The organism is Streptomyces sp. NPDC111744 (genome assembly GCF_055634995.1).
Genome location: NZ_JBVKCG010000007.1, coordinates 102,098 through 126,582, shown reverse-complemented (window position 1 = coordinate 126,582; position 24,485 = coordinate 102,098). Strand labels below are relative to the sequence as shown.

At 70.6% G+C, this 24,485-nt stretch carries 27 protein-coding genes; 26 read left to right on the top strand and 1 reads right to left on the bottom strand.

The window, feature by feature from the left end; all coding sequences use genetic code 11:
- Nucleotides 1-45 precede the first annotated feature (45 nt).
- From ACZ7OO_RS18000 to ACZ7OO_RS17890, 23 genes are all read left to right on the top strand, one after another.
- Entirely contained in the window at nucleotides 46-1,647 is a 1,602-nt protein-coding gene (locus tag ACZ7OO_RS18000; RefSeq protein ID WP_471505719.1) for a hypothetical protein, read from the top strand.
- Between the two features lie 12 nt (nucleotides 1,648-1,659).
- Nucleotides 1,660-1,830, top strand: a complete 171-nt coding sequence (locus ACZ7OO_RS17995) for a hypothetical protein (RefSeq protein ID WP_471505718.1) — start codon at nucleotides 1,660-1,662, stop codon at nucleotides 1,828-1,830.
- Nucleotides 1,831-1,835: 5 nt separating this feature from the next.
- Nucleotides 1,836-3,809, top strand: coding sequence for a glycosyltransferase family 4 protein (locus ACZ7OO_RS17990; protein ID WP_471505717.1), 1,974 nt, complete (start codon nucleotides 1,836-1,838; stop codon nucleotides 3,807-3,809).
- Nucleotides 3,810-3,967: 158 nt separating this feature from the next.
- Nucleotides 3,968-4,621: a hypothetical protein gene (locus ACZ7OO_RS17985; protein ID WP_471505716.1), complete on the top strand. Its 654-nt coding sequence runs from the start codon at nucleotides 3,968-3,970 to the stop codon at nucleotides 4,619-4,621.
- A 2-nt stretch (nucleotides 4,622-4,623) separates the two neighbouring features.
- On the top strand, nucleotides 4,624-5,334 hold the full coding sequence (locus ACZ7OO_RS17980; protein ID WP_471505715.1) for a hypothetical protein: 711 nt from the start codon (nucleotides 4,624-4,626) through the stop codon (nucleotides 5,332-5,334).
- Between the two features lie 194 nt (nucleotides 5,335-5,528).
- The gene (locus ACZ7OO_RS17975) at nucleotides 5,529-6,137 is read left to right on the top strand and encodes a hypothetical protein (RefSeq protein WP_471505714.1); all 609 of its coding nucleotides are present in this window, start codon (nucleotides 5,529-5,531) and stop codon (nucleotides 6,135-6,137) included.
- Complete coding sequence (locus ACZ7OO_RS17970; protein WP_471505713.1) at nucleotides 6,128-6,709, top strand: hypothetical protein; 582 nt, start codon at nucleotides 6,128-6,130, stop codon at nucleotides 6,707-6,709. Before ACZ7OO_RS17975 ends, ACZ7OO_RS17970 begins: the two co-directional genes overlap by 10 nt.
- Nucleotides 6,706-7,083 (top strand): hypothetical protein, encoded by a 378-nt coding sequence (locus ACZ7OO_RS17965; protein ID WP_471505712.1) that lies wholly within the window; start codon nucleotides 6,706-6,708, stop codon nucleotides 7,081-7,083. The genes ACZ7OO_RS17970 and ACZ7OO_RS17965 overlap by 4 nt, the downstream gene beginning before the upstream one ends.
- A gap of 56 nt (nucleotides 7,084-7,139) precedes the next feature.
- Complete coding sequence (locus ACZ7OO_RS17960; RefSeq protein WP_471505711.1) at nucleotides 7,140-7,628, top strand: hypothetical protein; 489 nt, start codon at nucleotides 7,140-7,142, stop codon at nucleotides 7,626-7,628.
- Nucleotides 7,629-7,723: 95 nt separating this feature from the next.
- Nucleotides 7,724-8,278, top strand: coding sequence for a hypothetical protein (locus ACZ7OO_RS17955; protein WP_471505710.1), 555 nt, complete (start codon nucleotides 7,724-7,726; stop codon nucleotides 8,276-8,278).
- A gap of 26 nt (nucleotides 8,279-8,304) precedes the next feature.
- Nucleotides 8,305-8,529, top strand: coding sequence for a hypothetical protein (locus ACZ7OO_RS17950; protein WP_471505709.1), 225 nt, complete (start codon nucleotides 8,305-8,307; stop codon nucleotides 8,527-8,529).
- A gap of 66 nt (nucleotides 8,530-8,595) precedes the next feature.
- Entirely contained in the window at nucleotides 8,596-13,038 is a 4,443-nt protein-coding gene (locus tag ACZ7OO_RS17945) for a hypothetical protein (protein ID WP_471505708.1), read from the top strand.
- On the top strand, nucleotides 13,038-14,363 hold the full coding sequence (locus ACZ7OO_RS17940) for a hypothetical protein (RefSeq protein ID WP_471505707.1): 1,326 nt from the start codon (nucleotides 13,038-13,040) through the stop codon (nucleotides 14,361-14,363). The genes ACZ7OO_RS17945 and ACZ7OO_RS17940 overlap by 1 nt, the downstream gene beginning before the upstream one ends.
- Nucleotides 14,363-15,403 (top strand): hypothetical protein, encoded by a 1,041-nt coding sequence (locus ACZ7OO_RS17935; RefSeq protein ID WP_471505706.1) that lies wholly within the window; start codon nucleotides 14,363-14,365, stop codon nucleotides 15,401-15,403. The genes ACZ7OO_RS17940 and ACZ7OO_RS17935 overlap by 1 nt, the downstream gene beginning before the upstream one ends.
- Nucleotides 15,403-15,849, top strand: coding sequence for a hypothetical protein (locus tag ACZ7OO_RS17930; RefSeq protein WP_471505705.1), 447 nt, complete (start codon nucleotides 15,403-15,405; stop codon nucleotides 15,847-15,849). The genes ACZ7OO_RS17935 and ACZ7OO_RS17930 overlap by 1 nt, the downstream gene beginning before the upstream one ends.
- Nucleotides 15,850-15,907: 58 nt before the next feature.
- Nucleotides 15,908-16,630 carry a glycine-rich domain-containing protein gene (locus ACZ7OO_RS17925; protein WP_471505704.1) on the top strand — a complete coding sequence of 241 codons (723 nt, stop codon included), beginning with the start codon at nucleotides 15,908-15,910 and terminating at the stop codon, nucleotides 16,628-16,630.
- Between the two features lie 257 nt (nucleotides 16,631-16,887).
- Nucleotides 16,888-17,679 (top strand): hypothetical protein, encoded by a 792-nt coding sequence (locus ACZ7OO_RS17920; protein ID WP_471505703.1) that lies wholly within the window; start codon nucleotides 16,888-16,890, stop codon nucleotides 17,677-17,679.
- A gap of 9 nt (nucleotides 17,680-17,688) precedes the next feature.
- Complete coding sequence (locus ACZ7OO_RS17915; protein ID WP_471505702.1) at nucleotides 17,689-18,063, top strand: hypothetical protein; 375 nt, start codon at nucleotides 17,689-17,691, stop codon at nucleotides 18,061-18,063.
- A 61-nt stretch (nucleotides 18,064-18,124) separates the two neighbouring features.
- Complete coding sequence (locus tag ACZ7OO_RS17910) at nucleotides 18,125-19,054, top strand: peptidoglycan-binding protein (protein WP_471505701.1); 930 nt, start codon at nucleotides 18,125-18,127, stop codon at nucleotides 19,052-19,054.
- A gap of 15 nt (nucleotides 19,055-19,069) precedes the next feature.
- Nucleotides 19,070-19,330: a hypothetical protein gene (locus ACZ7OO_RS17905; RefSeq protein WP_471505700.1), complete on the top strand. Its 261-nt coding sequence runs from the start codon at nucleotides 19,070-19,072 to the stop codon at nucleotides 19,328-19,330.
- Nucleotides 19,331-19,337: 7 nt separating this feature from the next.
- Nucleotides 19,338-19,745: a hypothetical protein gene (locus ACZ7OO_RS17900; RefSeq protein WP_471505699.1), complete on the top strand. Its 408-nt coding sequence runs from the start codon at nucleotides 19,338-19,340 to the stop codon at nucleotides 19,743-19,745.
- Nucleotides 19,746-19,825: 80 nt separating this feature from the next.
- Nucleotides 19,826-20,161, top strand: coding sequence for a hypothetical protein (locus tag ACZ7OO_RS17895; RefSeq protein WP_471505698.1), 336 nt, complete (start codon nucleotides 19,826-19,828; stop codon nucleotides 20,159-20,161).
- 74 nt (nucleotides 20,162-20,235) lie between these two features.
- Complete coding sequence (locus ACZ7OO_RS17890) at nucleotides 20,236-20,661, top strand: hypothetical protein (RefSeq protein WP_471505697.1); 426 nt, start codon at nucleotides 20,236-20,238, stop codon at nucleotides 20,659-20,661.
- A gap of 407 nt (nucleotides 20,662-21,068) precedes the next feature.
- Here the strand turns inward: ACZ7OO_RS17890 and ACZ7OO_RS17885 are convergent, their stop codons facing one another.
- Entirely contained in the window at nucleotides 21,069-21,242 is a 174-nt protein-coding gene (locus tag ACZ7OO_RS17885; protein WP_471505696.1) for a hypothetical protein, read from the bottom strand.
- Nucleotides 21,243-21,642: 400 nt separating this feature from the next.
- Here ACZ7OO_RS17885 and ACZ7OO_RS17880 point away from each other — a divergent pair, with 400 nt between their 5' ends.
- The 3 genes from ACZ7OO_RS17880 to ACZ7OO_RS17870 all read left to right on the top strand — a co-directional run bounded on the left by ACZ7OO_RS17880 (nucleotide 21,643) and on the right by ACZ7OO_RS17870 (nucleotide 24,424).
- Nucleotides 21,643-22,845: a helix-turn-helix domain-containing protein gene (locus ACZ7OO_RS17880; protein WP_471505695.1), complete on the top strand. Its 1,203-nt coding sequence runs from the start codon at nucleotides 21,643-21,645 to the stop codon at nucleotides 22,843-22,845.
- Between the two features lie 113 nt (nucleotides 22,846-22,958).
- Nucleotides 22,959-23,900: an ATP-binding protein gene (locus ACZ7OO_RS17875; protein ID WP_471505694.1), complete on the top strand. Its 942-nt coding sequence runs from the start codon at nucleotides 22,959-22,961 to the stop codon at nucleotides 23,898-23,900.
- Nucleotides 23,897-24,424 carry a hypothetical protein gene (locus ACZ7OO_RS17870; protein ID WP_471505692.1) on the top strand — a complete coding sequence of 176 codons (528 nt, stop codon included), beginning with the start codon at nucleotides 23,897-23,899 and terminating at the stop codon, nucleotides 24,422-24,424. Before ACZ7OO_RS17875 ends, ACZ7OO_RS17870 begins: the two co-directional genes overlap by 4 nt.
- Nucleotides 24,425-24,485 lie beyond the last annotated feature (61 nt).

The following is a 24,485-nucleotide window of genomic DNA, read 5'->3' as shown; positions in this document are numbered from 1 at the left end:
GTGGGCCGGGCGCCTCCTCCCTCGCACCGAGCCAGGAGCGCCCTCATGAGCAAGTGCTGCGGCGTCAGCCCCTGCAACTGCCGCGTCACTGCCGGAACCGGGACCACCGTCACCGGCAACGGATCAGCGGCCAACCCCTACATCATCTCGGCGACCGGAGGCAGCGGCACGACCGCCCTCGCGGTCACCGACTCCGAGACCATCGACTTCGATCTCACCGGCACCGGCACGGCTGGTGACCCGTACGAGATCACCGGCAGTGCCATCCTGGACCCCACCCCGCCCGGCGGCGGCAGCAATCTCCTGCAGGCCGGTCCCGAGGGCCTGTTCATCGAGTGCGCGGACGTCCGGACGTGCTTCTCTGCCACGGACGGCGCGACGTACGACCCGGCCACGGGCCAGATCGGCGCGAAGGTGTCCACGGATGCCGGGAACCAGGTCAGTATCGGTACGGACGGCGGGCTGTACGCGCCGCCGGCCAGCAGCTCGTCGCCGACCGTCGTGCAGGCCGGGGACACCGACACGATCGACGCCACCGTGAGTGGCACAGGCACGGCGGCCGACCCGTACGTGGTGAGCGGCGCCGTGCGGCTGGACCCGACGCCGCCCCGGGGCGGCACGAACCTGATCGGCACGGGTCCGGAGGGCCTGTACCTCGAGTGCGCCGACGTGCGCGGCTGCTTCTCCGCGACCGGCCCGGCGACGTACGACCCGGCCACGGGCACGATCGGCGCGAAGATCTCGACGGACGCCGGGAACCAGACGAAGCTCGGCACCGACGGCGGGATCTACACCCCGGCCCCGCCCGGAACCGCCGTGCAGGCCGCCGACACGAACACTGTGGACACCACCATCACCGGCACAGGGGCCGCGGCGGATCCGTACGTCGTGAAGGCGGACGTCAAGGTCGCGCCGGGCTCGAACGGGCTTCAGGCCACTACGAACGGCCTCCTCGTCGCGCCGAGCGCAGACGCGGGCAACCGGCTCGCCTACGGCGCTGACGGCCGCCTGTTCGTGCCGCCCGTGCCCCCGCCCTCGGTCGGCTGCGGCCTCCAGGGCAACGGGACCGCGGCGTCACCGCTCGCGGCGTTCCCGATCGCCGGGTCCAAGGCATGGTCAACCGACTGGAGCTGTGACGCGGCGACGAACTCCACGCTGCACTGTGACCCCACGACGGGCGCCCTGTGGACCCCGCCCGAGCACACCAGCGCGGCCGTCACCGTCCAGCAGAACCACCCGGTGGGCACGCCGACGGTCGGCGTCACCGGCGGGTTCATCCTCGTGGACACCAACGCCTGGTCCGAGGGCGTCTACACCGCTGACAGCCTGTCCGCCTGCCGGGGCATCTCGTTCTCCACCCGGTTCACCGGGCACGTGGAACTCACCTGGCCGGCGAACGCCATCTTCGACCTCGGGTATGCCGTGCAGATCAACGGCGGCGGCCTGGCCGTGCGGCAGACCCACAGCGTCCTGGCCAACGGCCCGGCCCGTCACGAGCGGTATTCGTTCGGCGTCTCCCAGGCGACCGTGCTGGCCCCGCACACCGGCTACTCGGTGCGCGTCTACCCGGCGATCCGTGTGACGGCCGGCACCGTCACGATCAACCAGTGGATCACCGACACCGACCTGATCGCGATCACCCGGTAAGGAGTCACGAGCGTGAGCTACTACGTCAACGACAACGGCGGCTGGATGAGCGTCAGCGGTGACGCCGACGTGTTCCAGGTCGTTCCCGAGGGCTACCGCGAGGTCAGCGAGGCCGAGTTCAACCAGGTGGCCGGGGTCATCCTCCTCGACCCGCCCGAGCAGCCCGCCGACCCGGAGAAGTAGGCGGCATGCGGGTCCTCGCTCTGCTGCCGACGTGGGGGCCCAACCCGCCCACCGGAGCGCACGTCACCAGCCGTGAGTACCTCCACGGCCTGGTCGCGGCCGGGCACCAGGTCGACGTCGTCACCACCACCGCACAGGCGCCCGCCGCCGTCCGCACCGAGGACGGCGTGCGGGTGTGGCCGCTCGGCTACTGGTGGCGTGCCGTCCAGACGGCCAGGCCCGAGCTGGTCATCTCCCACCACGGCGACCGCCGCGCGCCCAGCATCCTCGGCCAGGTGCGCGGCGTGCCGCAGCTGCTCCTCGTGCACGGCATGTCCACCAACCGCCAGCTCGGCCGGCCCCGGCTCGCCTGGTTCCCGTCGCAGGCCTGCCGCGACCACTACGCGGCCTACCGCGGCCCGTCGCTCGTCCTGGCGCCGCCGATCGACCCCGGCCGGTATCTCACCAGGCCCGGCCAGCTCGTCACGTTGAACGGCTCCACCGTGGCGAAGGGCGCTGATGTCCTGGCCGCCGTCGCCGAGCAGCTGCCCGACATCCGGTTCCTCGTCGTACGCGCCGACGGCCGCCAAGTGCCGCTGCAGGAGCTGCCGAACGTCGAGCTGGTCGACCGGCAGGAGCCGCGCGACCTGTACGCGCGGACTCGGCTGCTGCTGATGCCGTCCGCGCGGGAGTCGTACGGCCGGGTCGGTGTCGAAGCGATGCTGTCCGGCATCCCCGTCATCGCCGCCCCGCTGCCCGGCATCCGGGAGGCGCTCGGCGACGCCGCGGTGTACGTGCCCCGCGAGGACCCCGCCCGGTGGGCCGCCGAGATCCGCCGCCTCACCGACCCCACCGCCTACACCGCGGCGGCGGCCACCGCCCGCGCCCACACCGCCGGCCTCGACCAGGCGGACAGCCTGCGCGCCTTCACCGAGGCGTGCGAGGGCTTGGGCCGCCCCTGGCCCGCCTCGCCCGCCCGCCGCCGACCAGCGCCGCCGCTGCCCGAACGGCCGGACGTCGTGGCTTGGGTGCACTACTCCGTCCCGTACCGGCGCGCGGGCTCGGAGACCATGCTGCAGACGATGATGCGGGCCCTGCAGACCGCCGGGCTGCGCGTCCTGGTCGTCGTCTCCCAGATGCCCGAGGCGCCCATGGCCTGGGACGTTGATGGAGTCCCGCACCGCAAGGCCGAACCACCCGTCGCGCGGGCCCTGATCCGCGCCGCGAGGCCGCGCGTCGTCGTCACGCACCACGGCTTCGCCGAGAGCGCGATCGTCCTCGCACGCGAGATCCATGCCCGGTCGCTGCTGCTCCTCCATTCCGACTTCGACCTCAACGCCCGCGCGCTGCGCCTGCGGCCGGACATGGTCGTCTACAACACCGAATGGGTCGTGCGGTCGTTGGCGCCCCGCTACGCGGAGGTCGACCGCATCCGCCGCCTGGTCGTGCACCCGCCGGTCGTCCCCGACGAGCACCGCGCCCAGGCAGCCGGCGGGCAGCACGTCACCCTCGTCAACCTCAGCCGGGAGAAAGGCGTCGAGACGTGGCGCGGCGCCGCCCGGCTCAGCAGGGAGCTGCCGTTCCTCGGCGTCACCGGCGCCCACGGGCAGCAGGTCCTCGGCCCGAATCCGCCGAACGCCCGGGTCATCGACCAGACGTCGGACATGCGCGGCGACGTCTGGGCCCGCACCCGCGTGCTGTTGGCGCCGAGCATCTACGAGTCGTACGGCATGGCCGCCGTCGAAGCGCTCGCCTCCGGCATCCCGGTCATCGCCCACCCGACGCCGGGCCTGCGCGAAGCCCTCGGCGGCGCCGCCACGTTCCTCGACCGCTCCGACGTGCCCGCCTGGGCCTCCACAGTCAAGGCGCTGCACCAGGACGGAGACCACCGCGACGAAGCCACCGCGGCGGCGCTCGCCCGCAGCGCCCTCCTCGCCGACCAGGCCCGCATGGAGCTGAAAGCGTGGACGGAGGCCGTGCAGGACCTGGTCAACGGCTGATCCGTGCCGCGCGGTAGGCCGGTGTTGCCGCGTGCCTCGTGGCTATGCTGGTGGAGTAGCGCCGCTGGTTGTGGGCCGGGCCTCTCTGCATCAGGGGAGGTTTGACGCCCATGACATGTCCGCTGATCAGTAACCTCGACACGGTTCGGGTTACCAGGGTGGACCAGTGTGGCCGTCCCGTCTGTGGCGACGACAACGGCTTCGTCTTCGACTGCCTGGCCAGCGTGGCCCTCAAGCCGGACACGGACGACGGCGACGACATCAAGTACAAGGCGGCGAACGGCAAGGTGTGCGGCTTCAAGAAGGGCTGCCCCACGCTGAACTCGTTCGGCGTGGAGATCAATTTCTTCTCCGTCAGCCCCGAGTTCCTGGAGATCACCACCGGCAACCCGGTCGTCTACGGGTTCGACGGCAAGCCGATCGGCTACGACGACTGCAGCGTGGCCTGCAAGAGTGGGTTCGCGCTGGAGTTCTGGGCGGAGGTCCTCGGTGACGACGTCTGCCAGACCGACGGCACGGGCGGCGCCTGGCTGTACTTCCTCCTGCCGTGGGTCACGAACGGGCTCCTCGGCGACCTGGAGATCGGCAGCGAGGCGGTCACGCTGCAGATGACCGGCAACACCCGGACCGGTGGCGGCTGGGGCGTCGGCCCGTACGACGTCATGCCGATCGACGCGGCAGGCACCGCGGGCCCGATGCTCACGCCGGTCGGCTCGAACTGCCACAAGCGCATGTTCCTGACGAACGTGGCACCGCCCGAGGCGACCTGCGAGTACACGACGGTCGCCGGCGACCTCTGCCTGGCGTCCTGACGGTGGAGGTCCTCGACCTGGTCGTGCCGGTGCGGGAGGGCGCGGTCAACCAGCAGCTCAGGTACGCCCTGCGCTCCTGGGAGGCCAACCTCCCGCACCGGCGCGTGTGGCTCATCGGCTACCGGCCGGCGTGGCTGGGCGGCGTCGGCCACATCGCGACCCAGCAGAAGGGCCGCACGAAGTTCGCGAACACCACGCTGGCGATGCGGTACGCGTGCACGAACCCGGAGATTTCCGACCCGTTCCTGTGGGCGAACGACGACATGTTCGTCATGGAACCGGTCGACGCCGTGCCGGTGCTGCACCGTGGCCCGGTCCGCGAGGTCGAGGACTACTACGCGGCCCGCGCGTCGGGCGCCTACCTGGACGGCATGCGCCGCACTCGCCAGCTGCTGGAGGAGCTGGGGCACCAGGACCCGGTGTCGTACGAGCTGCATGTCCCGCTCTCGGTCGGCAAGGCCGGGATGCTCCGCGCCCTGGAGGCCGGGCAGGGCGTGGAGGTGCTGCACAAGCGGACCGCGTACGGCGTGCTGAACCGGATCGGCGGCGAGCTGATCCGCGACGTGAAGGTGCTGCACCGCGGCCCGCGCTTCGACCGGTCGACGCCGTTCCTGTCGACCATGCCGGACTCCTTCACCAACGGCGAGGTCGGCCGGCTGATCCGCACACGGTTCGCGAAGCCGTCGGCGTACGAGACCACTCGGAGGCGCTGATGCCACTCCAGACAGGCCCGTGCCAGGCGTGGCCGACAGAACTGTGCTGCGACATCGAAGGCAAGGAACCCGAGGAGATCGCGCGCTGGACGCTCATCGCGTCACAGATCTTGTGGGCCTTGTCCGGCCGCCGGTATGGCCCGTGCCCGGTCACCGTGCGACCTTGTCACCGGGCCTGTCTGGAGTCTTCCCCGGTGAGCTTCCAGGCAGGTGTCGGCACCGGCCCGTGGATCCCGTACATCGGCGTAGACGGGGCATGGCGCAACGCCTCGGTGTGCGGCTGCAAGTCGGACTGCTCCTGCAGCGAGCTGTGCGAGGTGTACCTGCCGGGCCCGGTGTACGACGTCCAGGAGGTCAACGTCGACGGCCAGGTCCTCGCCCCCGGCTCGTACCGGGTCGACGCGTCCGGCATGCTCGTCCGGACCGACGGCCATTGCTGGCCGGACTGCCAGGACATGGCCGCCGCGCCGGGCCGGCCCGACACGTTCACGGTGACGTACCGGTGGGGGCTGGAGCTCGACGCTGCGGCGGTCGCCGCTGTGTCCGAGCTGACCTGCCACCTGATGAAGGGCTGCGGCAGCGGCTCGTGCGGCTGCAAGGCCACGCCGCGCGCCGCGACCCGGTTCATCCGCCAGGGCGTGGAGCTGGACTTCGGCGACCCGACCCTCATCTACAAGGACGGCCGGACCGGTCTGCCGCTGGTCGACATGTGGCTGATGGCCGTGAACCCGTACGGGCTGACCAGCCCGAGCCGGGTGTACTCGCCCGACTTCAAGCGGCCGAGGGTGCAGCAATGGCCCTGAGTCCTCTGATCGTTCACGACGTCGCCGAGCAGCTCCTGGCGTGCGTATGCGCCGAGCTGACCCTGACGGCCGCGAAGGTCGACGGGCAGCCCGGCTGCCCGTGCGTCGCGTGCGTGGTGCCGGGACGGCCCGCGTGGGACAACTGCACGGGGGACTGCTCGGGCGCGCAGACGCCGGGCCAGCTCACGGTGAACCTCGACCGGATCTACCCGACGTCGGCGTTCCCGACGGAGACGAAGGACGTCATCGGTAGCCGGAACTGCCTGCCGGTCAGGCAGGCCGCCGACTACGTCATCACGCTGCTGCGGTGCGCGCCGACGTACACCGAGAACGGCTGCCCGCCCTCCTGCGAGGAGCAGGCAGAGGCGGCCCGCATCCTGCACGTGGACGCCGTGAGCGTGATCAACGGGGTGATGTGCTGCTTCCCGCAGACCGGCGACGCCCGGCGCGGCCACCAGTTCCTGATGGGCGCGCTGCGCACCCTCGGCCCCGAGGGGCAGTGCGTCGGCATCGAGCAGCGGCTCACCGTGGCCCTGCCGTTCTGCGGCTGTACTGCTGGAGGCGAGTCGTGAGTGTTGACGTCCGAGTCGACCCGGGCCGTCTCGCCAGGCTGCTGCGGCTGCGCGGCGGCATCGTGGAACGCCGTCTGCGGGAGCGCACCAGCCGAGTGGCGGACATCGCCCGCTCGTTGGCTCCCGGCAGCATGCCGGCCTACATCAACTGGCACATCGAGGAGGGGCCGCGCGGCCTGCAGGGCGTCGTCACCTGCAACCACCCGGCGACGCTGTACGTCCTCGAGGGCACCCGCCCGCACATCATCCGGCCCCGGCGAGCCAAGGTGCTCCGTTTCGAGGTCGACGGCCGGGTGGTGTTCGCGAACGTCGTACACCACCCGGGCACCAGGGCGAACGACTTCCTCGGCAAGGCGCTGCGGCTTGGGCGGTAGCTGCCATACTGCTGTCCCTTTCACCATGGTCTTCGGGGGCGGACATGGATGCTGCCGTGGCGGGCATCTTGGGAGCTTTGGCGGGCGGCCTGCTGGGCGCTGGCGGAGCGATCGGCGCCAGCATCGTCGCCACACGGGGGCAGAGCAAAGGCACACACCTGCACTGGCTTCGCACCGTCAGACGAGACGCCTACCGGGAATTCCTCACGCACGCCGGCCAACTGCTGGACATCCTGATCGCCGCTGAGGCCGATCTCGCGAACCGTCGCCTCGCCGACGTCGAATCACGCCTGGCGGCGTACGACGACGAACAGCTCCGCAGGGCCTTGGCGCTTCTGCAACTTGAGGCGCCTCCCGAGGTAACCGACGAGGCGCTTCGCCTGCTGGGGACGTACAGGACGGCCCTCATGAATCTGCGCACGGAGGTCCGGAATGCCGGTGACCCCACCTACAGCATCGACCAGTCCGCCATGATGCGTTCGGACAGCAGGGCTGCGTGGTCGGCGTTCAAAAAGGCAGCGCAGCAGGACCTGCAGAGGTTCTGAGACTGGCAGGGGCGAGCGTTTGACTGTTGCGGCTACCCTTGCCCGGCACGCCGCTGGTGTTAGGCCGGGCGTAGCGCGGGAGATAGGGCACACCCGTGGCATCACGCGACTTCACAGTCCGCACCGAGAACCACGTCGCGAACCTCGGTGAGATGGGCAAGCTCGAATTCGTCCCCGAGGTCTTCGGAGACGAGTTCCTGGAGGGCTACAGCAAGGTCCAGGACGCACAGAAGGCGCTCGGCGAGGAGACCGACCTGACGAAGATGGACCCGGCCGTGCTGCGCGGCGTGTACGGGTCCATGCGCGAGTTCCTCGCCAGCCTGATGACCGCCGAGTCGGCCGACCGCTTCCTGCGGTTCGAGGTCATCAAGGGCGGCAAGGCTGTGGCGCACTTCCGCAGCCGGGCGGAGGCCGACGAGCACGCCGCCGAGCTGACCGGCGCGGTCCGCGTCGAGGACAAGAGCATGCGGCTGCCGGACCGGGTCCTGATGGAGCTGCTGGAGTGGACGACCGAGCTGTACGGGGGCGGCGACCGCCCTACTACGCCGTCCAGCGGATCCTCGCGAGCGTCGCGGAGGGCTGGGACGCCTGGGAAGGGCAGCTCGCGCTCCAAGGGGTCGACCTCCACCGCTGGACGCTCCGCACGCTGATCAACGCGGCGGAGCAGGCGATGTACATGAGCGCCGAGGACGAGACAGAGCGGAAGCGGATCGAGGCGCGGCTGTATGCCGTGCCGGTGGAGCTGCGCAGGCCCCGCCGAGCGCGCCGCACGGCCTCCCCTCCTCAGTCACAGCAGCCCCAGCAGTCTCAGGAGCCCCAGCGTGGGGTGATGACGATGGCGGACGCGCAGGCCCTGATGGCGCAGTGGGGCGCGGCGGACGCCCAGCTCGGGACGGGGTGAAGCGGCTAACCTGAGATCGCCGATGGTTTTGGGCCTGGCAACCGCACTCTTCCGTGAGGTTGCCCGGTGGCCGGCGAAGACGTGGACTTCGGGTCCGCCCACATCACCATCGACATCAACTCCGGCAACGCGGATGCCGAATCGCGCGCCGCCGGTATCCGCATCCAGCGTGCGTTGCTGCGGGCGACGCGGAACATCGGCGACCAGATGCGTCGCCAGATCCAACGTGGTCTGGCCGCATCGGCGGTCACTGTCAGGGTCGAGCCGGACCTGCGCCGGTTCGACGCGCAGTTGCTGGCCGGGTTCCGGGGGCTGGAGTCCATCAACATCCCGGTGGCGCCCGACGTCACCGGATTCGAGGAGCGGCTGCGGGCCCTCCTGGCGGACATTGAGATCCCGATCCGGGTCGTCCCGGACCTGGACGAACTCGACCGCCGTATCCGGGCGCACAACGCCCCGGACGTTCGGGTCAACGCGAACGTCAACGTCGACAACAACCGGCTGACCCGGTCCCTGGCCGGGCTCGCTGGCGCCGCTGGCCGCGTCGGCAGGGTCCTCGCGACGGGCCTGAAGTTTGGTGCGTACGGCATCGCCGCGGCGGGTGCAGCGCAGGGCGTTACGAAGTTCCTGGCCGCACTCGCCCCGGCGGCTGGCATCGTCGCCGCGGTCCCGGCGGCGATCGCCGGCGCGCAGGTTGCGCTCGGCACGTTCAAGCTGGCCGTCCTCGGCGTCGATGACGCCCTGAAGGCCGCGCTGTCCGGGAATGCCAAGGCGTTCAGCAAGGCGATCGAGAACTTGTCGCCGGCCGCGCAGAAGGCCGTCACGGCGATCCGGGATCTGCAGCCGGAGCTGAAGAAGGTCCAGCAGTCGGTCCAGCAGTCGTTCTTCAAGCAGTTCTCGGGCGACGTCACCGCGGCCGTCAAGAACCTGCTGCCGCTCGGCTCGGGACTCGACAAGATCGCTGTCGGGTTCGGCAGGGCGGCCGACCAGGCGCTGAAGTTTGGGACGTCGAAGACGGCGTTCAACGGCCTGCAGGGCATCGTCCAGGGCACCTCGGCCGCGGTCGGCGGCCTCTCTACGGCCGTCCAGCCGCTGGCGCGGGGCCTGCTGTCGGTCGCGAGCAGCGTCGCCACGGCGTTCGGTGCGCAGCTCGGCACGGCGATCGGGAACACCGGCACGCGGATCGGGAACTTCCTGACCCAGCTCGGCGACAGCGGCCGGGCGGTGTCCCTGGTCCAGGGCGCCCTCACGGTCTTCCAACAGCTCGGCGCCATCGCGCTGAACGTCGGCCGCATCCTCGGCAACGTCTGGAGGGCCGCCAACGTCAACGGCGGGGGGCTCCTCAACAACCTCAAGCAGATCACCGGGGCGTTCGCCCAGTTCACGGCGTCCGCCGCTGGGCAGACCGCCATCGGCAACATTTTCAAGACGGTCGCTCAGATCGCGGCGCAGCTCGGGCCGATCCTGTCCGCGCTGGTCACGCAGATCGGCGCCATCGCCCCCGCCCTGGGCCCGGTCTTCGTCGCCTTGGGTCCGGCGATCACCGGTCTGATCAACGCCTTGGGCCCTGCCCTGGCGGCGATCGCTCCGGTCCTGCAGACGGTCGCGACCGCCCTGGCGTCCGCCTTCCAGGTCATCGGCCCATCGCTCGCGCCAGTCGGCGCCGCGGTCGCCCAGGTCCTGTCTGCGCTGACGCCGCTGCTCCCGCTGGCCGGACAGCTGGTGTCCGTCCTGGCCCAGGCCCTGGCACCGGTGCTGTCGCTGCTGGCCGGCCTGTTCGCGCCGATCATTGAGGAGCTGGTCGGCGCGCTGATGCCGGTGCTGCCGGTGCTGGCGCAGGCCTTCGTGACGCTGGTGCAGGCGCTCACCCCGCTGGCAACCGGCATCGGTCAAGCCCTCGCCCAGCTCATCGCCGGGCTGGCGCCGGTCCTCGGCGTCCTGGGGCAGGCCCTGGCCCAAGTCGCCGCCGCCCTGGCCCCTGTCATCACGGCGCTGGTCAACGCCCTGCTGCCCATCCTGCCGCCGCTGATTCAGGCGTTCACGGCGATCCTGCAGGCGGTCATCCCGCTCCTGCCGTCCCTGGCCGGGCTGGTCGCCGCCGTCGCACCGCTCGCCGTCCTGCTGATCCGGATCCTGGCGCCGATCGTGCAGATCGCGGCGGCGTTCGTGTCGTGGCTGGCGATCAACGCCGTCGTGCCGATCATTCAGGGCGTCGTCGCCGTCCTGACCGGGCTGATCACCGGGGTATCGGCTGTCGTCTCGTTCATCGCCCAACTGCCAGGGCTGATCCTCGCGGGGCTGTCGGCGCTGGGCTCACTGCTGGCCACGTTCTTCACGAATCTGTTTACGTCCATCGGCCAGTTCGTGGTGTCCGGCTTCCAGACGGTCGTCGGGTTCTTCACCCAGCTGCCAGGGATGATCGTTTCCGGGCTGGCGGCGCTGCCAGGGCTGCTGCTGAACGCGTTCACCAGCGCCGTCGCCTACGTGGCGATCGGCCTGCTGACGGTCCTCGCGGGCATCGTCTTCACGTTCACCGAGCTGCCAGGGCGGATCGCGAGCGGGCTGGCCTCGCTGGGCTCCACCCTGCTCAACGCCTTCCAGTCCGGGTTCAACGCGGCCGTCTCGGCGATCTCGTCGTTCCTGTCGTCGGCGGCGACGTTCTTCTCCCAGCTCCCCGGCCGGATCGGCTCCGCACTCGCCGCCCTGCCAGGTCAGATCTCCGGCCTGTTCCGGTCGGCCGGTTCCCAGGCGCTGAGCGCGGCCAGTTCCGCCGGGTCGTCGGTGGTGTCGTTCTTCTCCGGGCTGCCCGGCCGGATCGGCAGCGCGCTGTCGTCCGTGGGCTCCAGTATCTCCGGGGCGTTCCACTCGGCTGCTGGGGCCGCCAGGAGCGCCGTGTCGAGTCTGATCTCGGGCGTCGTGTCGCTGTTCTCCGGTCTGGGCTCCCGCATCGTGAGTGCGATCGGGAATGTCGGCGGCCAGATCATGAGCAAGATCAAGAGCGGGTTGCCGTCCTCGGTCCGGAAGTATCTGCCCTTCGCGTCGGGCGGCATCGTGTACGGGCCGACCCACGCTCTGATCGGCGAGGCCGGGCCCGAGGTCGTCATCCCGCTCACGCGGCCGAAGCGGGCGGCCGAACTGGCGGCCCGTTCCGGCCTGCTCGACATGCTCGGCGTCGGCCAGGCCCGCACCCTCGCCGCGACCGCGACGACCGCCGCGGCGGGCAGCTCGGCGGCCAGCGGGGCGCTGTCCAGCCTGAGCAGCGCGCTCGCCGGGGTCGCGAACCTGCTGAACAACGTGGGCGCCCAGGTCGTGCAGGGCATGGTCGACGGCATCCGCGAGAACGCGGGGCTGATCGTGACGGCCGCGCAGGACATGGCCGGCACGGCGGTCACCGCGGCGGAGGACACCCTCGGTATCGCCTCGCCGTCCAAGGTCTTCGCGAAGATCGGCCAACTGGTCGGCGCGGGCTTCGTGAAGGGCCTGACCGGCACGGCCGCGCAGATCAAGTCCACGACGGACAGCATGGTCAAGGCGATCACCGACGCCTTCAAGGGCCAGAGGACACGGGTCGATGACCGGCTGGTGTCGCTGCTCAACTCGGGCAACAAGCGGCTGCAGACGCTCGCCGCCCAGCGTGACGCGATTGCCCAGCGGATCGCCGATGCGCAGAAGTTCGCCGCCGACACGACGAACTCGGCCCTGCAGGCGTTCTCGCTGCAGAGCCTGACGCAGGGCGGGAACGTCACCGTCCAGAGCCTGACGGCCGGCCTGCAGAACGCGGTGAACCAGGTCAAGACGTTCACCGCCGAGATCAACCAGCTGGCCAGGCGGGGCCTGTCCAAGAGCCTGCTGCAGCAGATCATCGGCCTCGGCCCGGAGCAGGGAGCCGGCATCGCCGCCGCGCTGTCGTCGGCGACGTCGGACCAGCTGAAGCGGCTCAACAGCCTGCAGGGCCAGCTGACCTCGGCCGCGGGCACGCTCGGCAAGACCAGCGCGGACGTGCTGTACGACTCGGGCACCCAGGCCGCGAAGGGCTTCCTGGCCGGGTTGAAGGGCCAGCAGAAGGCCATCGAGAAGCTGATGCTCGACATCGCGAAGGGCATGCAGACCGCGATCAAGGCGGCCCTACACATCAAGTCGCCGAGCCGGGTGTTCATGTGGATCGGCGACATGACCGGCCTCGGCCTGCACATCGGCTTCCTGCGGCGCCTGGCCGGCCTGCAGGACGCCTCCCGGGCGGCGGCCCGGAACCTGGCGGACGGTGTGACCGCCCAGCTGACCGGGCTCGGCGGGCGCGGCCAGGACGGCGTGGTCATCCCGCTGACCCGCGTGCAGCGCGCCCGCATGGCGGCCGACGGCACCGCGGCGGTCGCCGGGCGCGGCGCCCAGGCGGCGACCGGGGGCGGGCTGCATATGACGAACCACTGGACGATCAACGAGGTCGGCGACGGACACATGACGGCACACCGCGTACTGAACCGGCTGGTCCTCGCGGCGGGAGTGAGCTGATGGCGGTCGACTGGTACATGGAGTACGGCGGGGTGGAGCTGGTGAACCACTCGCGGCTCAACACCTACTTGGAGACGGTCGGGTCGCCGCTGACCGGCTGGAGCGGCTGCGGCTGCCCCACGTTCGGGGCGGACGTCCTCGAGCAACTGCCGTACACCACACCGGACGATCCGGCGTCCCCGGCGCCCTGGTACGACGCGGACGTGCCCGAAAGCGCGGAGTTCACGGGGCTGATGGTGCTCGACGTCGCCGGGATGGAGGACTTCCCCGTGCAGCGGTCGGTGACCGGCGGCATCGCCGGGGGCGGCTCGATCGGCCCGGCCCGCGCACTGCCCCGCACGATCACCGTGACCGCGCTCGTCCTCGGCTCCACCTGCTGCGGCGTGGACTACGGGCTGCACTGGCTGTCGCAGGTACTCCAGGGCTGCGTCAGCGGCGACTGTGACGGCGACTGCCTGGTCACGTACAACTGCTGCCCCGGCGAGACGGACCTGACCCCGGCCCAGTTCAACAGCAAGCACCGGCGCACCCTGCGACGGGTAGCCCTCACCGAGGGCCCCCGGGTGACCGCCCGCGCGGGCGACGGCTGCAGCACCGGACAGTGCCAGGCCGGAGCCGACATCCTGACCGTGGAGTTCGTGCTGACGGCCGCCGTGCCGTGGCTCTACACCGACCCCACGCCGGTGCTGCAGGTCGTCCCGCCGCTGGACCTGGACGGCTCCTGCGTCAGCTGGTGCCTGCACCCGGCCGGATCGCCCGAGCAGTGCCCCGGCGGCTGCCGGTTCGCGACCTGCGTCGACCCGGCCGCGGCGTGCGCCGACACCCGGTGCGCGCCCCCGGCGCCACCGCTGCCCGGCGCTCCGCTGAACACCTGCTACTGCCTGCCCCTGGCCGTCGAGCGGACCTGCTACACGATGGACCTGACGAGCCGGCCGACCTGGTCGTCGGACGTTCCGGTCGTCACCATCCGATCCGGGTCGACCGAGCTGCGGAACCTGACGATCGAGATCTACGAGCAGACCGAAGTCGGCATGACCTGCGAAGACCTCGCCGACTTCAAGCGGTGCGCCCCGCACAGCTACTGGCATGTCGGCTTCGTGCCAGCGGGCGGCGCCGTGACCCTCGACGGCCAGACCGGGCGGGCGCTCGTCGAGTGCAACGGCGTCTGCGAGAGCTCATCCGACGTCTACGGAATGGACGGCATGCCCGTGTCCTTCAACACGCTCGACTGTGCGAGCTACTGCGTGTGCCTCAGCACGGACGTGGAGGAGCCGCCGGCCATGGATGCCCTGGTGACGCTGAGCGTGTCGGGACGGGGGCGGTAATGGCCGTAGCCGGATGCGGGAGTCACACCGCGATGGTGCTGGACCGGAGCGGCGCGACCGTGGCGGTCGCCAACGTCCTGACCGAAGTGGAATGGCACAGGACGCTCGACGCGGTCAGCACGGCGCGGGCGGTCATCAATCCGGACGGCGACTGCTGCGGCAGGCTTGGCCGGGTCTCCAGCTGGAGGAACCGCCTCGTGCTGTTCCGGGACGACAAGTACGTGTGGGACGGGCCGATCACGAACATCAGCTGGACGCAGGGCGGGATCGAGCTGTCGGCGAAGGACATCCTGGCCTGGCTGGACCGGCGCGTCGTGCACGAGACGAAGGCCTTCACGGACGTCGACCTGATGGAAGTCGCCGAGTGGCTCATCGATGACGGGTTCCGGCCCGACGACCCGGGCCACACCATCCAGGTCATCGGCCCGGCCGGGGTGTCCGGGTCGCGGTCGTACAGCCAGGACATCGGGCAGACCGGTGACTGGCTGCGCCAGCTCGCCGAGGCGGGCCTGGACTACACGGCGATCGGGTCGAAGATCCTGCTGCTGCCCGAGACGTTCATGCAGAGCGTGGGCCGCCTCTCGGACGCGGACCTGCCCGACGGCCTGGTGGTCGCCGAGGACGGCGACTCGCTGATCACCCGGTGGATCGTCGCCGGAAGCGACAGCAGCGGCGCCATCGGCGAAGCGGGCGGCGCCGATGCCTACTACGGGCTGCACGAGCGGTACGTCGAGCAGAACGAGATCACCGACAGCGCGTCGGCGGAGCAGTCCGCGAAGGCCCGGCGGCGGACCTCGGCCTCCGTACCCGTCTTCATCGACACCCAGGAGGTGACGATCTCCCCGGAGGCCGCCATCGACGTGCCCAGCCTGGTGCCGGGCTGGTCGCTGGACGTGACGAGCGCCGAGACATGCCGGAAGGTCACGCAGCGGCTGAAGATCGTCGGGGTGAAGGTCGCCGAGACGGGCGGCAGCGAGAACTCGCCGGGCCGCGAGTCGGTACAGGTGCAGGTGGCGGCGACCGGGGCGGAGGCGGCCTGATGGCGATGCGTGGATCACCAGCGCGGAGGATCGTCGGCAACCCGCTCGCCGGGGTGCTCGGCCACCTCGATCACCGGGCGCGGACGGCAGCGCAGAGGCGTACGGGCGGCCAGCCGGTGGAGGAGGATCCGCCGTCGCACGAGCCGCAGCCGCTGGCCCTGGCTGGGCCTGCCGGGACGGTGCTGCTCACCGACGACGACGGCCGCGCACGCTGGACGTTCCCCGCGGCGTACGGGGCGGCCCCGGCGGTCACCGCGGTGGCGATCGACCCGACGCCGGACGACGACGACCGCACCGTGGTGGTGGCGTTGGAGGAGGTCACCGCCTGGTACGCGACCGTACGGGCGTGGCGCACCCGGGCGCGGCGCGGCAGCGGCGTTGCCGAGCCGGCCGGGCCGGGCGTGCAGGTCCACGTGATCGCGCTGGACGCGGGGCGGTCGGGCTAACCTCGTTGTCGCGCCGCTGGTTTTGGGCCGGGCTCACTTCGCACCCGAGGGGTGAGCTGTGGCATCGGTATGCGTGTGCTCGGACTACTTCACCGTCGGCGATGACGGGCGCCTGTGCCTGATCCCAGGTCAGCAGGGCCTGCGTCAGACCGTCACGTTCAGCCAGGCTGGCACGTTCACTTTCAAGAAGGCGGACTACCCGTGGCTCGCCCGGGTCTTCGTGAAGGTCCAGGCGGGCGGAGGCGGCGCTGCGGGAGCGAGGGCGAGCGCAGGCCAGTTGGTGGCGCAGCCTGGCGGGTCGGGCGGCGGCTACGCGGAGCGGCTGATCGACGTCTCCGCGCTCGGGGCGGTGGAGACGATCGTGGTCGGTGCGGGCGGCGCTGCGGGGACGGCCACCACCGACGGCGGCAACGGAGGCGGCTCCTCGTTCGGGGGGCTGTGCACGGCGAATGGCGGGGCGGGCGGGGCGGCCGTCATGCCGTCCGGGAACACACCGATGTGCCTGACCGGTACGCCCGGACCGTCGGCAGGCAACGGGAACTTCGCCCAGGGCGGCGGTCCCGGCGGTGGCGCGTTCCGGATCAACGGCAACGAGGGCCAGTCGGGGGAGGGCGGCGAATCGCGGCTGGGGCATGGTGGTTGGCAGCGTTCTTCGTCCGGTGGCGGCGGCGCGGCGCGCGGCTTCGGCGGTGGTGCGGCTGGCGCTCTCGCGCGGGACGGCGACACGGTGAACGGCACCGGAGGAGGTGGAGGCATCGTGATCGTGGAGCTGTGGGGCTGACCCACTGTCCTGATCTTGTCCGGGCGCGTTGTCCGGACAGTGTCCGTGCAGGTCAGCCAGGGTAGCGGCGGCCGTGTCCGAGCCTGTCCGGGCGGCCCGTCCCGATCTTGTCCGGACGCTGTCCCAGCCCTGTCCGGGCGGCCGTCGATAGACTCGGAGTCACGCCGCTGGTTCTGGGCCGGGCCCGAGCACAACCCCCGAGGACGGTGGGAGCAGTGGCGCGCTGTGGGTGCGGCGGAGGGCAGTGCAGTTGCACGGTGAAGGCCGGCACGAACACGTCGGTCAGCGGCTCGGGTTCAGCCGCTAACCCGTACGTCATCTCGTCCGAGGTGCCGTGCGAGACGGTCCGTTCGTGCTTGTCGGCCGGGCCGGGCGTCAACTACAACCCGGCGACTGGTGTGATCGGCGCCAAGGTGTCCACGCAGGCCGGGAACAACCTCGTCACGCGGCCGGACGGGTCCCTGTTCGTGCCGACCGGGGCCGCCACGGTGAGCACCGGGTGCGGCCTTGCCGGGAACGGCGCCGCCAGTACCCCGCTGCGGGCGAACACCGGGACGTGGCCGTATCCCTGCGATGCGACCGCTCGCGGCGGCGTGGTCGTCTGCGACAGCAACGGCGTCCTCCGCAGCGAGCCGCGCGGCATGGCCTCGTTCACCAACTACTTCGAGAACCGGACGTACAACAACATCGCCGTCCCAGCCGGCGCGGTGCAGGCCGTCGACAACTACAACGTGACGATCACGAACCCGGACCCGTGCAGGCCGGCCCTGGTCCTCACCGAGCAGGAGGTCGACGTCTGGCTTGTCGTGCCCGCAGGAGGGGCCGCCGCTACAGGCTTCGCGGGGGATGAGATGCAGTACCTCCGCAACACCGGGTCGAGCACGATGAGCAGCGTCCACACCCAGCACACGAAGCTCCTGTCACCGGGCACGATCCCCGCCGCGGGCACCATGTCGGTCGGTTTCGGTGCGGGCGCCGGTCGCGGTTCTGGGGGCGCCTACTACTACGCGATCTACTTCACCCTCCGTGTCCTGCTGATCAGCCTGTGAGGAGGCGCCATGCTGGATTCCCTGCCCTGGCCGTGGCCGGGCGACGACGACGGCGACACCCCGCCCCCACCGCAGCCCCGCAACTACTGGGCGGTGTACGACGATGGCACGATCGCTCAGATCACCGTGCCCGCCACCGATGAGGGTGAGCCGGAGCTGTCCCGGCCAGGACGGCTGATTACCGAGGCGGAATACGCGCTGCTGCAGGAGAAGATGACCGCCGATCGCGAAGCCCGCCTGGCGGCGCTGGAGGCGGCCGAGACGGCGAAGCGGCGCGCGGGGTACACCGCTCTGGTTGCGGTGGGCATCCCCGAGGCGGCTGCCCGCAGTCTGTCCGGCTACGAGCAGGCGCACGACGGGACCAGCACAGGCGGCGAGGGGTAACCTTCCGGGTAGCCGCTGGTTCTGGGCCGGGCAACTCGCTGAGTCTGCCCGGAGGTACCCGGTGAAGCTCGTACTGCGCGAGGACTGGGGCGCCCCGGCCTCGTCCCCGGCCGCCTATCTCGCCAGCGCACACGGCGTGAAGATTCACTACCTGGGGACGCCGTACACCAGCCGCACGCACTCCCTGTGTGACGACTACGTGCGCTCGATCCGCGCCTCGCACCTGGCCAACACCAAGGAAAACTACGTCGATATCGCGTACACCGCGCTCGTTTGCGAGCACGGCTTTGTGTTCGAGGGGCGCGGCCTGCACAAGCGGACCGGCGCCAACGGCAACCAGGAGCTGAACCGGCGGGACTACGCGGTGTGCGCGCTCCTCGGCGACGAGGGTCTGACCAAGCCGAGCGACGACATGCTGAACGGGCTGCGGGACGCGATCGAGTGGCTGCGCCGCAGCGGCGACGCCGGCGACTGGATCGGCGGCCACCGCGACGGCTACCCCACCGAGTGCCCCGGCGACGTCCTGTACGCGTGGGTGCAGCGCGGAGCCCCGCGGCCGTCGAGCGGCAGCGACCCCGACCCGGCCGGCGTCTACACGGTGCGCGAGCACGACACCCTCTCGGCGATCGCGAGCCGCCTTGACGTCGACTGGCGCGACCTCGCCCAGGTCAACGGGATCCGGCCGCCGTACACGATCTACCCGGGGCAGAAGCTCCACGTCCCCGAGAAGCACGCGCCGGCCATTCCGCCCTACCCGGGCGCTTCGGCGTTCGTGCTTGGCAAGGCGAACTCGGCCGTGCTGGACCTCGACGACTGCCTCATCGGGAAGGGCTTCACCCGGCACAACGACGGCAACGGCTACCAGCGCGGCCCCGTGTTCACCGAGTACACCCGCCTGAACGTGGCCGACTTCCAGCGGTCCAAGGCCGAACTGCGCGGCGACCCGGACGGCTACCCGGGCCCGCTGACCTGGCAGCTCCTCCACTCCTGAAAGGCGACCCGAGCCATGTCCCAGAGCTTCCAACTGCCCGAAGGCGGCGCCATCCTGCGCACCGCCGAGACGTACGCCAAGGACCTGTTCGAGCGGGTCGTCACGTCCGCCGCCTACGGCTTCGTCGCCGCCTTCGTCCCGGCCGAGGCCGCCGACGCGAGCATGTGGTACGCCGCCGGCGGCGCCGCGATCGGCGCGGCCATGGCCCTCGTGAAGGGCATGGTCGCCCGCGCCTTCGGCGACCCGAACTCCGCCAGCCTGTCCAGGAAGGTCTAGCAGCACGATGGAAGGAACCGGCATCCCCACCCTCGACGCCGCACTCGTCTGGGGAGGGGCGATCTCCGTCCTCGGCGGAGTGGGCACCGTCGCGTGGAGGATCGTCCGGGCTTCCACTCACCTCGGGGGCAGGGCCAGCCAGTTCTTCGATGACTGGTACGGGGAAGAGGGTCGGCCCGGCGTCCCATCCCGGCCCGGCGTCATGGAACGGGTCGCCGGGATCGAGGACCGGCTGAGCCGCGTGGAGCACGAGCTGTACCCGAACAGCGGCGGCAGCCTCCGGGACGCGGTGGACCTGGCGAACTCACGCCTGGCCCGCCTCTGCCCGGACCCCGACCCAGACTGCGTCGACCCCGTCGAGGGCCAGCCGGACAGTCCGCCGGCCCCACCGCCGGACGACTCGTCCGGCTCCTGATCGAACGGCCGCCCTAGCTCCGGGGGCGGCCGTTCTCGTTTGTGGCATCCTGTGCGGCCGTCGAATTCAGGAGGTGCTTCTTGACGACCCTTCACCTGACGCCGGTGGACGTGGCCTCTGTGTCGTCTGGAGCTGACGGAGCATGGCTGATCGACCTGACGAAGGTGGGTGAGGAGACGGTCGTCGCCGCGGCGGCGCGGCTGCTCCAGCTCGACCAGGTGCCGCCCGAGCAGCGGCGCGCGGCCTGGTTGCGGCAGCTGCCGAACGAGGAGCTGGTGGAACTGGCGACCGCGCGGCTCGGCGCTCCGGACGCGGAGGTCATGACGGAGGTCGTGCGCCGCATGAAGGAGCTGCTCCAGCGGATCGGCCCGGTCCTTGGATCGATGCGGAACGCCGGAATCCTGCCCACCTCCTGACGAGTTGCTGTCACACTGCCGTTAGGCCCCGCTGCAGACCCCCGTCAGCGGGGCCGCTCTCATCGAGGAGCATCGTGCCCGATCTGCAGGACCTCGAAGCCCTGCTCGCCGCCCTCCCACAGCCGACCCTCACCGAGCAGCTCGCCGAGCTCGAAGCGGCCCGGCGCGCAGACGCGGAGGCGCCGCCACCGGAGCCGACCATCATCCCGCCGTTCGTCTCCCCGTACCCACTGCACCATCCCAGGGCCGGGCTGCTGCAGTTCCCGTGTGCGCTGAACTGCGGCTGGTCCCATGAAGAGTGGCCGGCCGCCGAACTGTTCGCCCTGCCACCGATCCCGGTGGCTGCCGACGACGCTGAGCGCTCGCGCATCCTGAGCGAGCACGCGACGGCGCGCGAGGACGAGCGGAAGCAGCGGATCGAGGAGGCGATCCGCCGTCACTTCTCTGAGGTTCATCCGGGCCAGGAGCCGCCCGCCCGGGCCGATTGGAGGACGCCGTGAGGCCGTACACGAGGGCCAATCGCCGCCCGTACCCGAACCCTGAGCGTGCGGCGAGGCAGATCCGCCGCGCCGCACATGCCGAGCCGTGCCCGGTGTGCCGGCACCCGTGGAACCGGCACGCGCTCCACGACGGACAACGGGCGTGCACGCGCGGACGCGACGACGGACCGATCTCCTGCCGGGACTGCGCCGAGACAGCCGCGCGCATGCCAGCGGCGTTCGCCTTTGCCGAGTTCGCGCGGGTGTGGAACACCCGGCCGCCGCGGCTGCCCCGCGCTCAAGATGGCGTCTTCGCTGGTCGGGGCCGATGTCAGAGGGCGCCGCTAGGCTCGGACCGTCCAATGTAGGTGCTGCCCTACTCGGTGAGTCCGTGCCCCGCCCGACTTCGGGCGGGGCACGCTCGCGTCTCAGGCCGCCTCGGGGACCTGGCCGTCGGCGCCGTCCGCCCATGCGAGCAGCGCACGGTAGTAGTCGTCGGAACGCTGGCCGCTCGGCTCGGCGTCCATCAGCTGGCGAATGTGCTCGTTGACCTGATCCCGCGCAGGGGTGACCTGGCCGTAAGGCCTGGGGGAAGAGGACATGCCCCTACGTTACGAGATGTCACTGACGGTGCCATCCGCCAGGCGTGTTCTATTCTGTTCGAAATCTGCGGAGCAAGAGAACGGACACCGGCATGAGCGCGCCCACCGGTATTGAGCTGGGGAATTACCCGTCGCCCGTGTGGGGGGGGCAGGTGAAGAGGGCGTGTGTGCCCGGTGCTCCGAGAAGTGCAAGCGCTACGGCAACGGCGCGAACCCGCTTTGCCGCGACTGCTTCGCCGAGGTCGTCGCGAAGTGGGGGCCGGGCGTGAAGCAGATGGGTTACAGCGCCTGAACTCCCCATGTACGAAGAGCCCCACGCCTCGGGGGAGTGGGGCTCGTTCGTGACCCACGAAGCCGACCGCGGGTACTGTTCTGGTGTCGAAGCAGAACAGGAGCCAGTATGCACGCTCTGCCCGAAGACCACATCGGCGTGCGCATGCGGCGGCTGCGCCGCGAACGCCACCTCACCCAAACGGCAGTCTCGGAACTCACCGGGATCCCGTACAGCACGTACACGAAGACCGAGCAGGGTGTCATCGCTGCCACCCCACACGTCATCGCAGCTTTCGCCCGCGGCCTGCGGATCGAGGTCGCCACAGTGGTTGGCCAGCCCTACGCCGAGGAATTGCGTGCCGACGAACTCGACGTCCTGATCAGGCCCATCAGGGAAGCTCTGGATGTCTACGACCTCGGGGCGGACCCGGACATCCGGCCACGGCGACTCGAGGAACTCAAGGACGACGCCGAGGCCCTCCTGGTGGCTGTCCGCGCGGGCGAGATCAAGAAGGCTGCCAGCAACGTTGCCGGGCTCATCGAGGAGGGCACCACCGCGGCCCACTCGTTGAACAGCACGGAGGGGTGGCTGACGCTCGCCTCGTTCTACCGCACCGCCTACGACGTCGCCACCAAACTCGGGTTCTCGGACCTTGCCCAGCTCTCCCTCGCCCGCATGGACTGGGCGGCACAGCGAGGCTCCGATGCCGTGCTCGGCGGCATGTACCAGTACCTCCGCGCGCTCACCTACTTGCGAGAGGGCAAGTTCGCGATCGGTCAGCGTCTCGTCGACCGGGGACTGGCCACGCTGCAGCAGGCGGACGAGTCCCGCGAACGCGAAGTCGTTACCGGACAGCTCCACCTCGGCGGCTCGGTGATGGCCGGCCGGGCTCACGACCAGGACAAGGCTCTGGGCCACCTGGAAGAGGCTGATCGGATCGCCGGGGCGACCGGGGAAGCGGTCACGGTTCACTACCTCACGTTCGGACCGACCAACGTGAAGGTGCACAGGGTCTCTGTCCTCGCCGAACTCGACCAGTACGGGGAGGCAGTTGAGGCCACAAGCGACCTCGTGATCCCGCAGGACTGGCCGAAGTCGCGGACCAGCCACCACTACGCAGAGGTGGCACGCGCGCAGATGTGGACCAACGACCTGGAAGGCTCCTTCAAGAGCCTCCTCCAGGCCCGCAAGGCTGCACCGCAGCAAGCCAAGTACCACCCGACGGTCCGGGAGACGTACGCCGGTCTCGAAGCGGCCCACCGTCGGCTGCCGGAGAGCTTCCTGTCGTACGGATCCTGGCTGAGCGCTGGAACTGGGCAGGTCGCCTGACTATCCGTCACTTCGTGTGAGGCTTTGGCCCCAACTATCATCAACTCGTGATAGTTGGGGCCTAGTTGTGGGCCCACCATGTCGTCACTGGCCATTTCGACATGGAGCCGACCATGACGACCCACCTTGCGGACCAGGAGCGCACCCGTCGACGCGCGCCTGTTGACGCCGCCGAAGAAATGAGTTGCCCAGAGGGCATCCAGAGAGCCCTCGCAGTGTCGATCGAGCGCCGACCCGATCCTGACACCGAGGGCCTCTCCGAAGCTGACGCCGCCTGGCCGCAGCGACTTCGCCGCATCGCCCGCGCGGGCCTTACCCACTGGGGTCGTCCCGACCTGATCGAGACCGCGGAACTGCTCCTCACCGAACTGGCCACCAACGCCCTCCGCCACGGCAGTGGCCCCGACATCAGCGTCCGCGTCTTCCTCCAGGGCGACCGCTGCGTGATCGAGGTGAACGACGGCTCCCCCGATCGGCCCGAGCTGTGCCACGCCGGCCCCACCGATGAAGGCGGGCGCGGTCTCTTCCTCGTCGAGGCCCTGGCCGCGGAGTGGGGTGTCAGCCCCGATGGCACGACAACGTGGTGCACGCTCCCCCTGACCGAAGGACCCACCGACATGCAACCCGCCGCGGTGACCGCGCCGGTCCTGCGCGAGATCCCCATGGATCTCCCTGCCGATCCCAGCGCCGCGGGGTTAGCCCGCATCCAGGCGCGAACCCTGCTCACAGTGCTGAACTGGCCCGGTAACCAGCACCTCGCGATCGACGTCCTGCACGTCCTCATCGACAACGCCGTGCAGCACGCCCTCACCCCCGGGAAGACCGGACAGCACTTCGGTGCCCGCCTCATCGTCACCGAGGCCCACGAGCTGCTCATCGACGTCCAGGACCCCAACCCCACGTTTCCCGAGTTCGACAAGGCCATCGCCGGTGAACTGGGACGCGGTCTCTGGGACGTCGCGCGGCAGGGCGTGACCCTCACCTGGTTCGTCCGCCCAGAGTTCGACGGCAAGACCGTCCGCGCCGCCCTTCGCCCCGGGTCGGTGGACCTGTGACCGCCACGGTGACCAGCGCCGAGGAGGCATGGCGCCTGGTCGAGTCGGCTGGCACCGGCCGGGAGCCGGCCGCCGACATGGCAGACCTCGCCGAAGTCATCCGCACGCTCCTGGCAGTCGAGGCCCGCCGCGACACCCGCGTACGCCTCGGGAGCAACCTGTTCGACGTCGTCATCACCAGCTCGGGCGTACAGGCGCGCGCTGCTGTGGCCGTGATGGACCAGGTCCAAGGCGGATGCGGTCCCGTAATCGAGGACCCTGAAAGCGGCTGGTTCTACTGGCTGGTCCCGCCCGGGTCCTCCGCCAAGTGGGAGCCGCACACCCACGCCGTGTGCCTCGGCGCTCCCCACACGATCACGCTGCCGTCTCTGAACCGAAGAGTGCCGCCAGGCCCGTACTGGTTCCGGCCGTCGGCAAGTGACCGGCTCGTCCCGACAGGGCCACTCTGGAACACCCTGGCGCAGTTCCGGCCCGAGCCGACTCCGCACGCCGCACTCGCGGCGCGACTCGGCATCACCATCTGAGACCCCGTGCTCGTCGACGACTCCCCTCGGACGCCGGCGAGCACGGCCAGAACCCTGCGGC

What these genes read in the sequence shown, in the direction of transcription:
- ACZ7OO_RS18000 (WP_471505719.1), top strand. Translation starts at nt 46, where the DNA reads ATGAGCAAGTGCTGCGGCGTCAGCCCCTGCAACTGCCGCGTCACTGCC.
- ACZ7OO_RS17990 (WP_471505717.1), top strand. Translation starts at nt 1,836, where the DNA reads ATGCGGGTCCTCGCTCTGCTGCCGACGTGGGGGCCCAACCCGCCCACC.
- ACZ7OO_RS17970 (WP_471505713.1), top strand. Translation starts at nt 6,128, where the DNA reads ATGGCCCTGAGTCCTCTGATCGTTCACGACGTCGCCGAGCAGCTCCTG.
- ACZ7OO_RS17950 (WP_471505709.1), top strand. Translation starts at nt 8,305, where the DNA reads ATGAGCGCCGAGGACGAGACAGAGCGGAAGCGGATCGAGGCGCGGCTG.
- ACZ7OO_RS17940 (WP_471505707.1), top strand. Translation starts at nt 13,038, where the DNA reads ATGGCGGTCGACTGGTACATGGAGTACGGCGGGGTGGAGCTGGTGAAC.
- ACZ7OO_RS17935 (WP_471505706.1), top strand. Translation starts at nt 14,363, where the DNA reads ATGGCCGTAGCCGGATGCGGGAGTCACACCGCGATGGTGCTGGACCGG.
- ACZ7OO_RS17930 (WP_471505705.1), top strand. Translation starts at nt 15,403, where the DNA reads ATGGCGATGCGTGGATCACCAGCGCGGAGGATCGTCGGCAACCCGCTC.
- ACZ7OO_RS17915 (WP_471505702.1), top strand. Translation starts at nt 17,689, where the DNA reads ATGCTGGATTCCCTGCCCTGGCCGTGGCCGGGCGACGACGACGGCGAC.
- ACZ7OO_RS17905 (WP_471505700.1), top strand. Translation starts at nt 19,070, where the DNA reads ATGTCCCAGAGCTTCCAACTGCCCGAAGGCGGCGCCATCCTGCGCACC.
- ACZ7OO_RS17900 (WP_471505699.1), top strand. Translation starts at nt 19,338, where the DNA reads ATGGAAGGAACCGGCATCCCCACCCTCGACGCCGCACTCGTCTGGGGA.
- ACZ7OO_RS17885 (WP_471505696.1), bottom strand. Translation starts at nt 21,242, where the DNA reads ATGTCCTCTTCCCCCAGGCCTTACGGCCAGGTCACCCCTGCGCGGGAT.
- ACZ7OO_RS17880 (WP_471505695.1), top strand. Translation starts at nt 21,643, where the DNA reads ATGCACGCTCTGCCCGAAGACCACATCGGCGTGCGCATGCGGCGGCTG.
- ACZ7OO_RS17875 (WP_471505694.1), top strand. Translation starts at nt 22,959, where the DNA reads ATGACGACCCACCTTGCGGACCAGGAGCGCACCCGTCGACGCGCGCCT.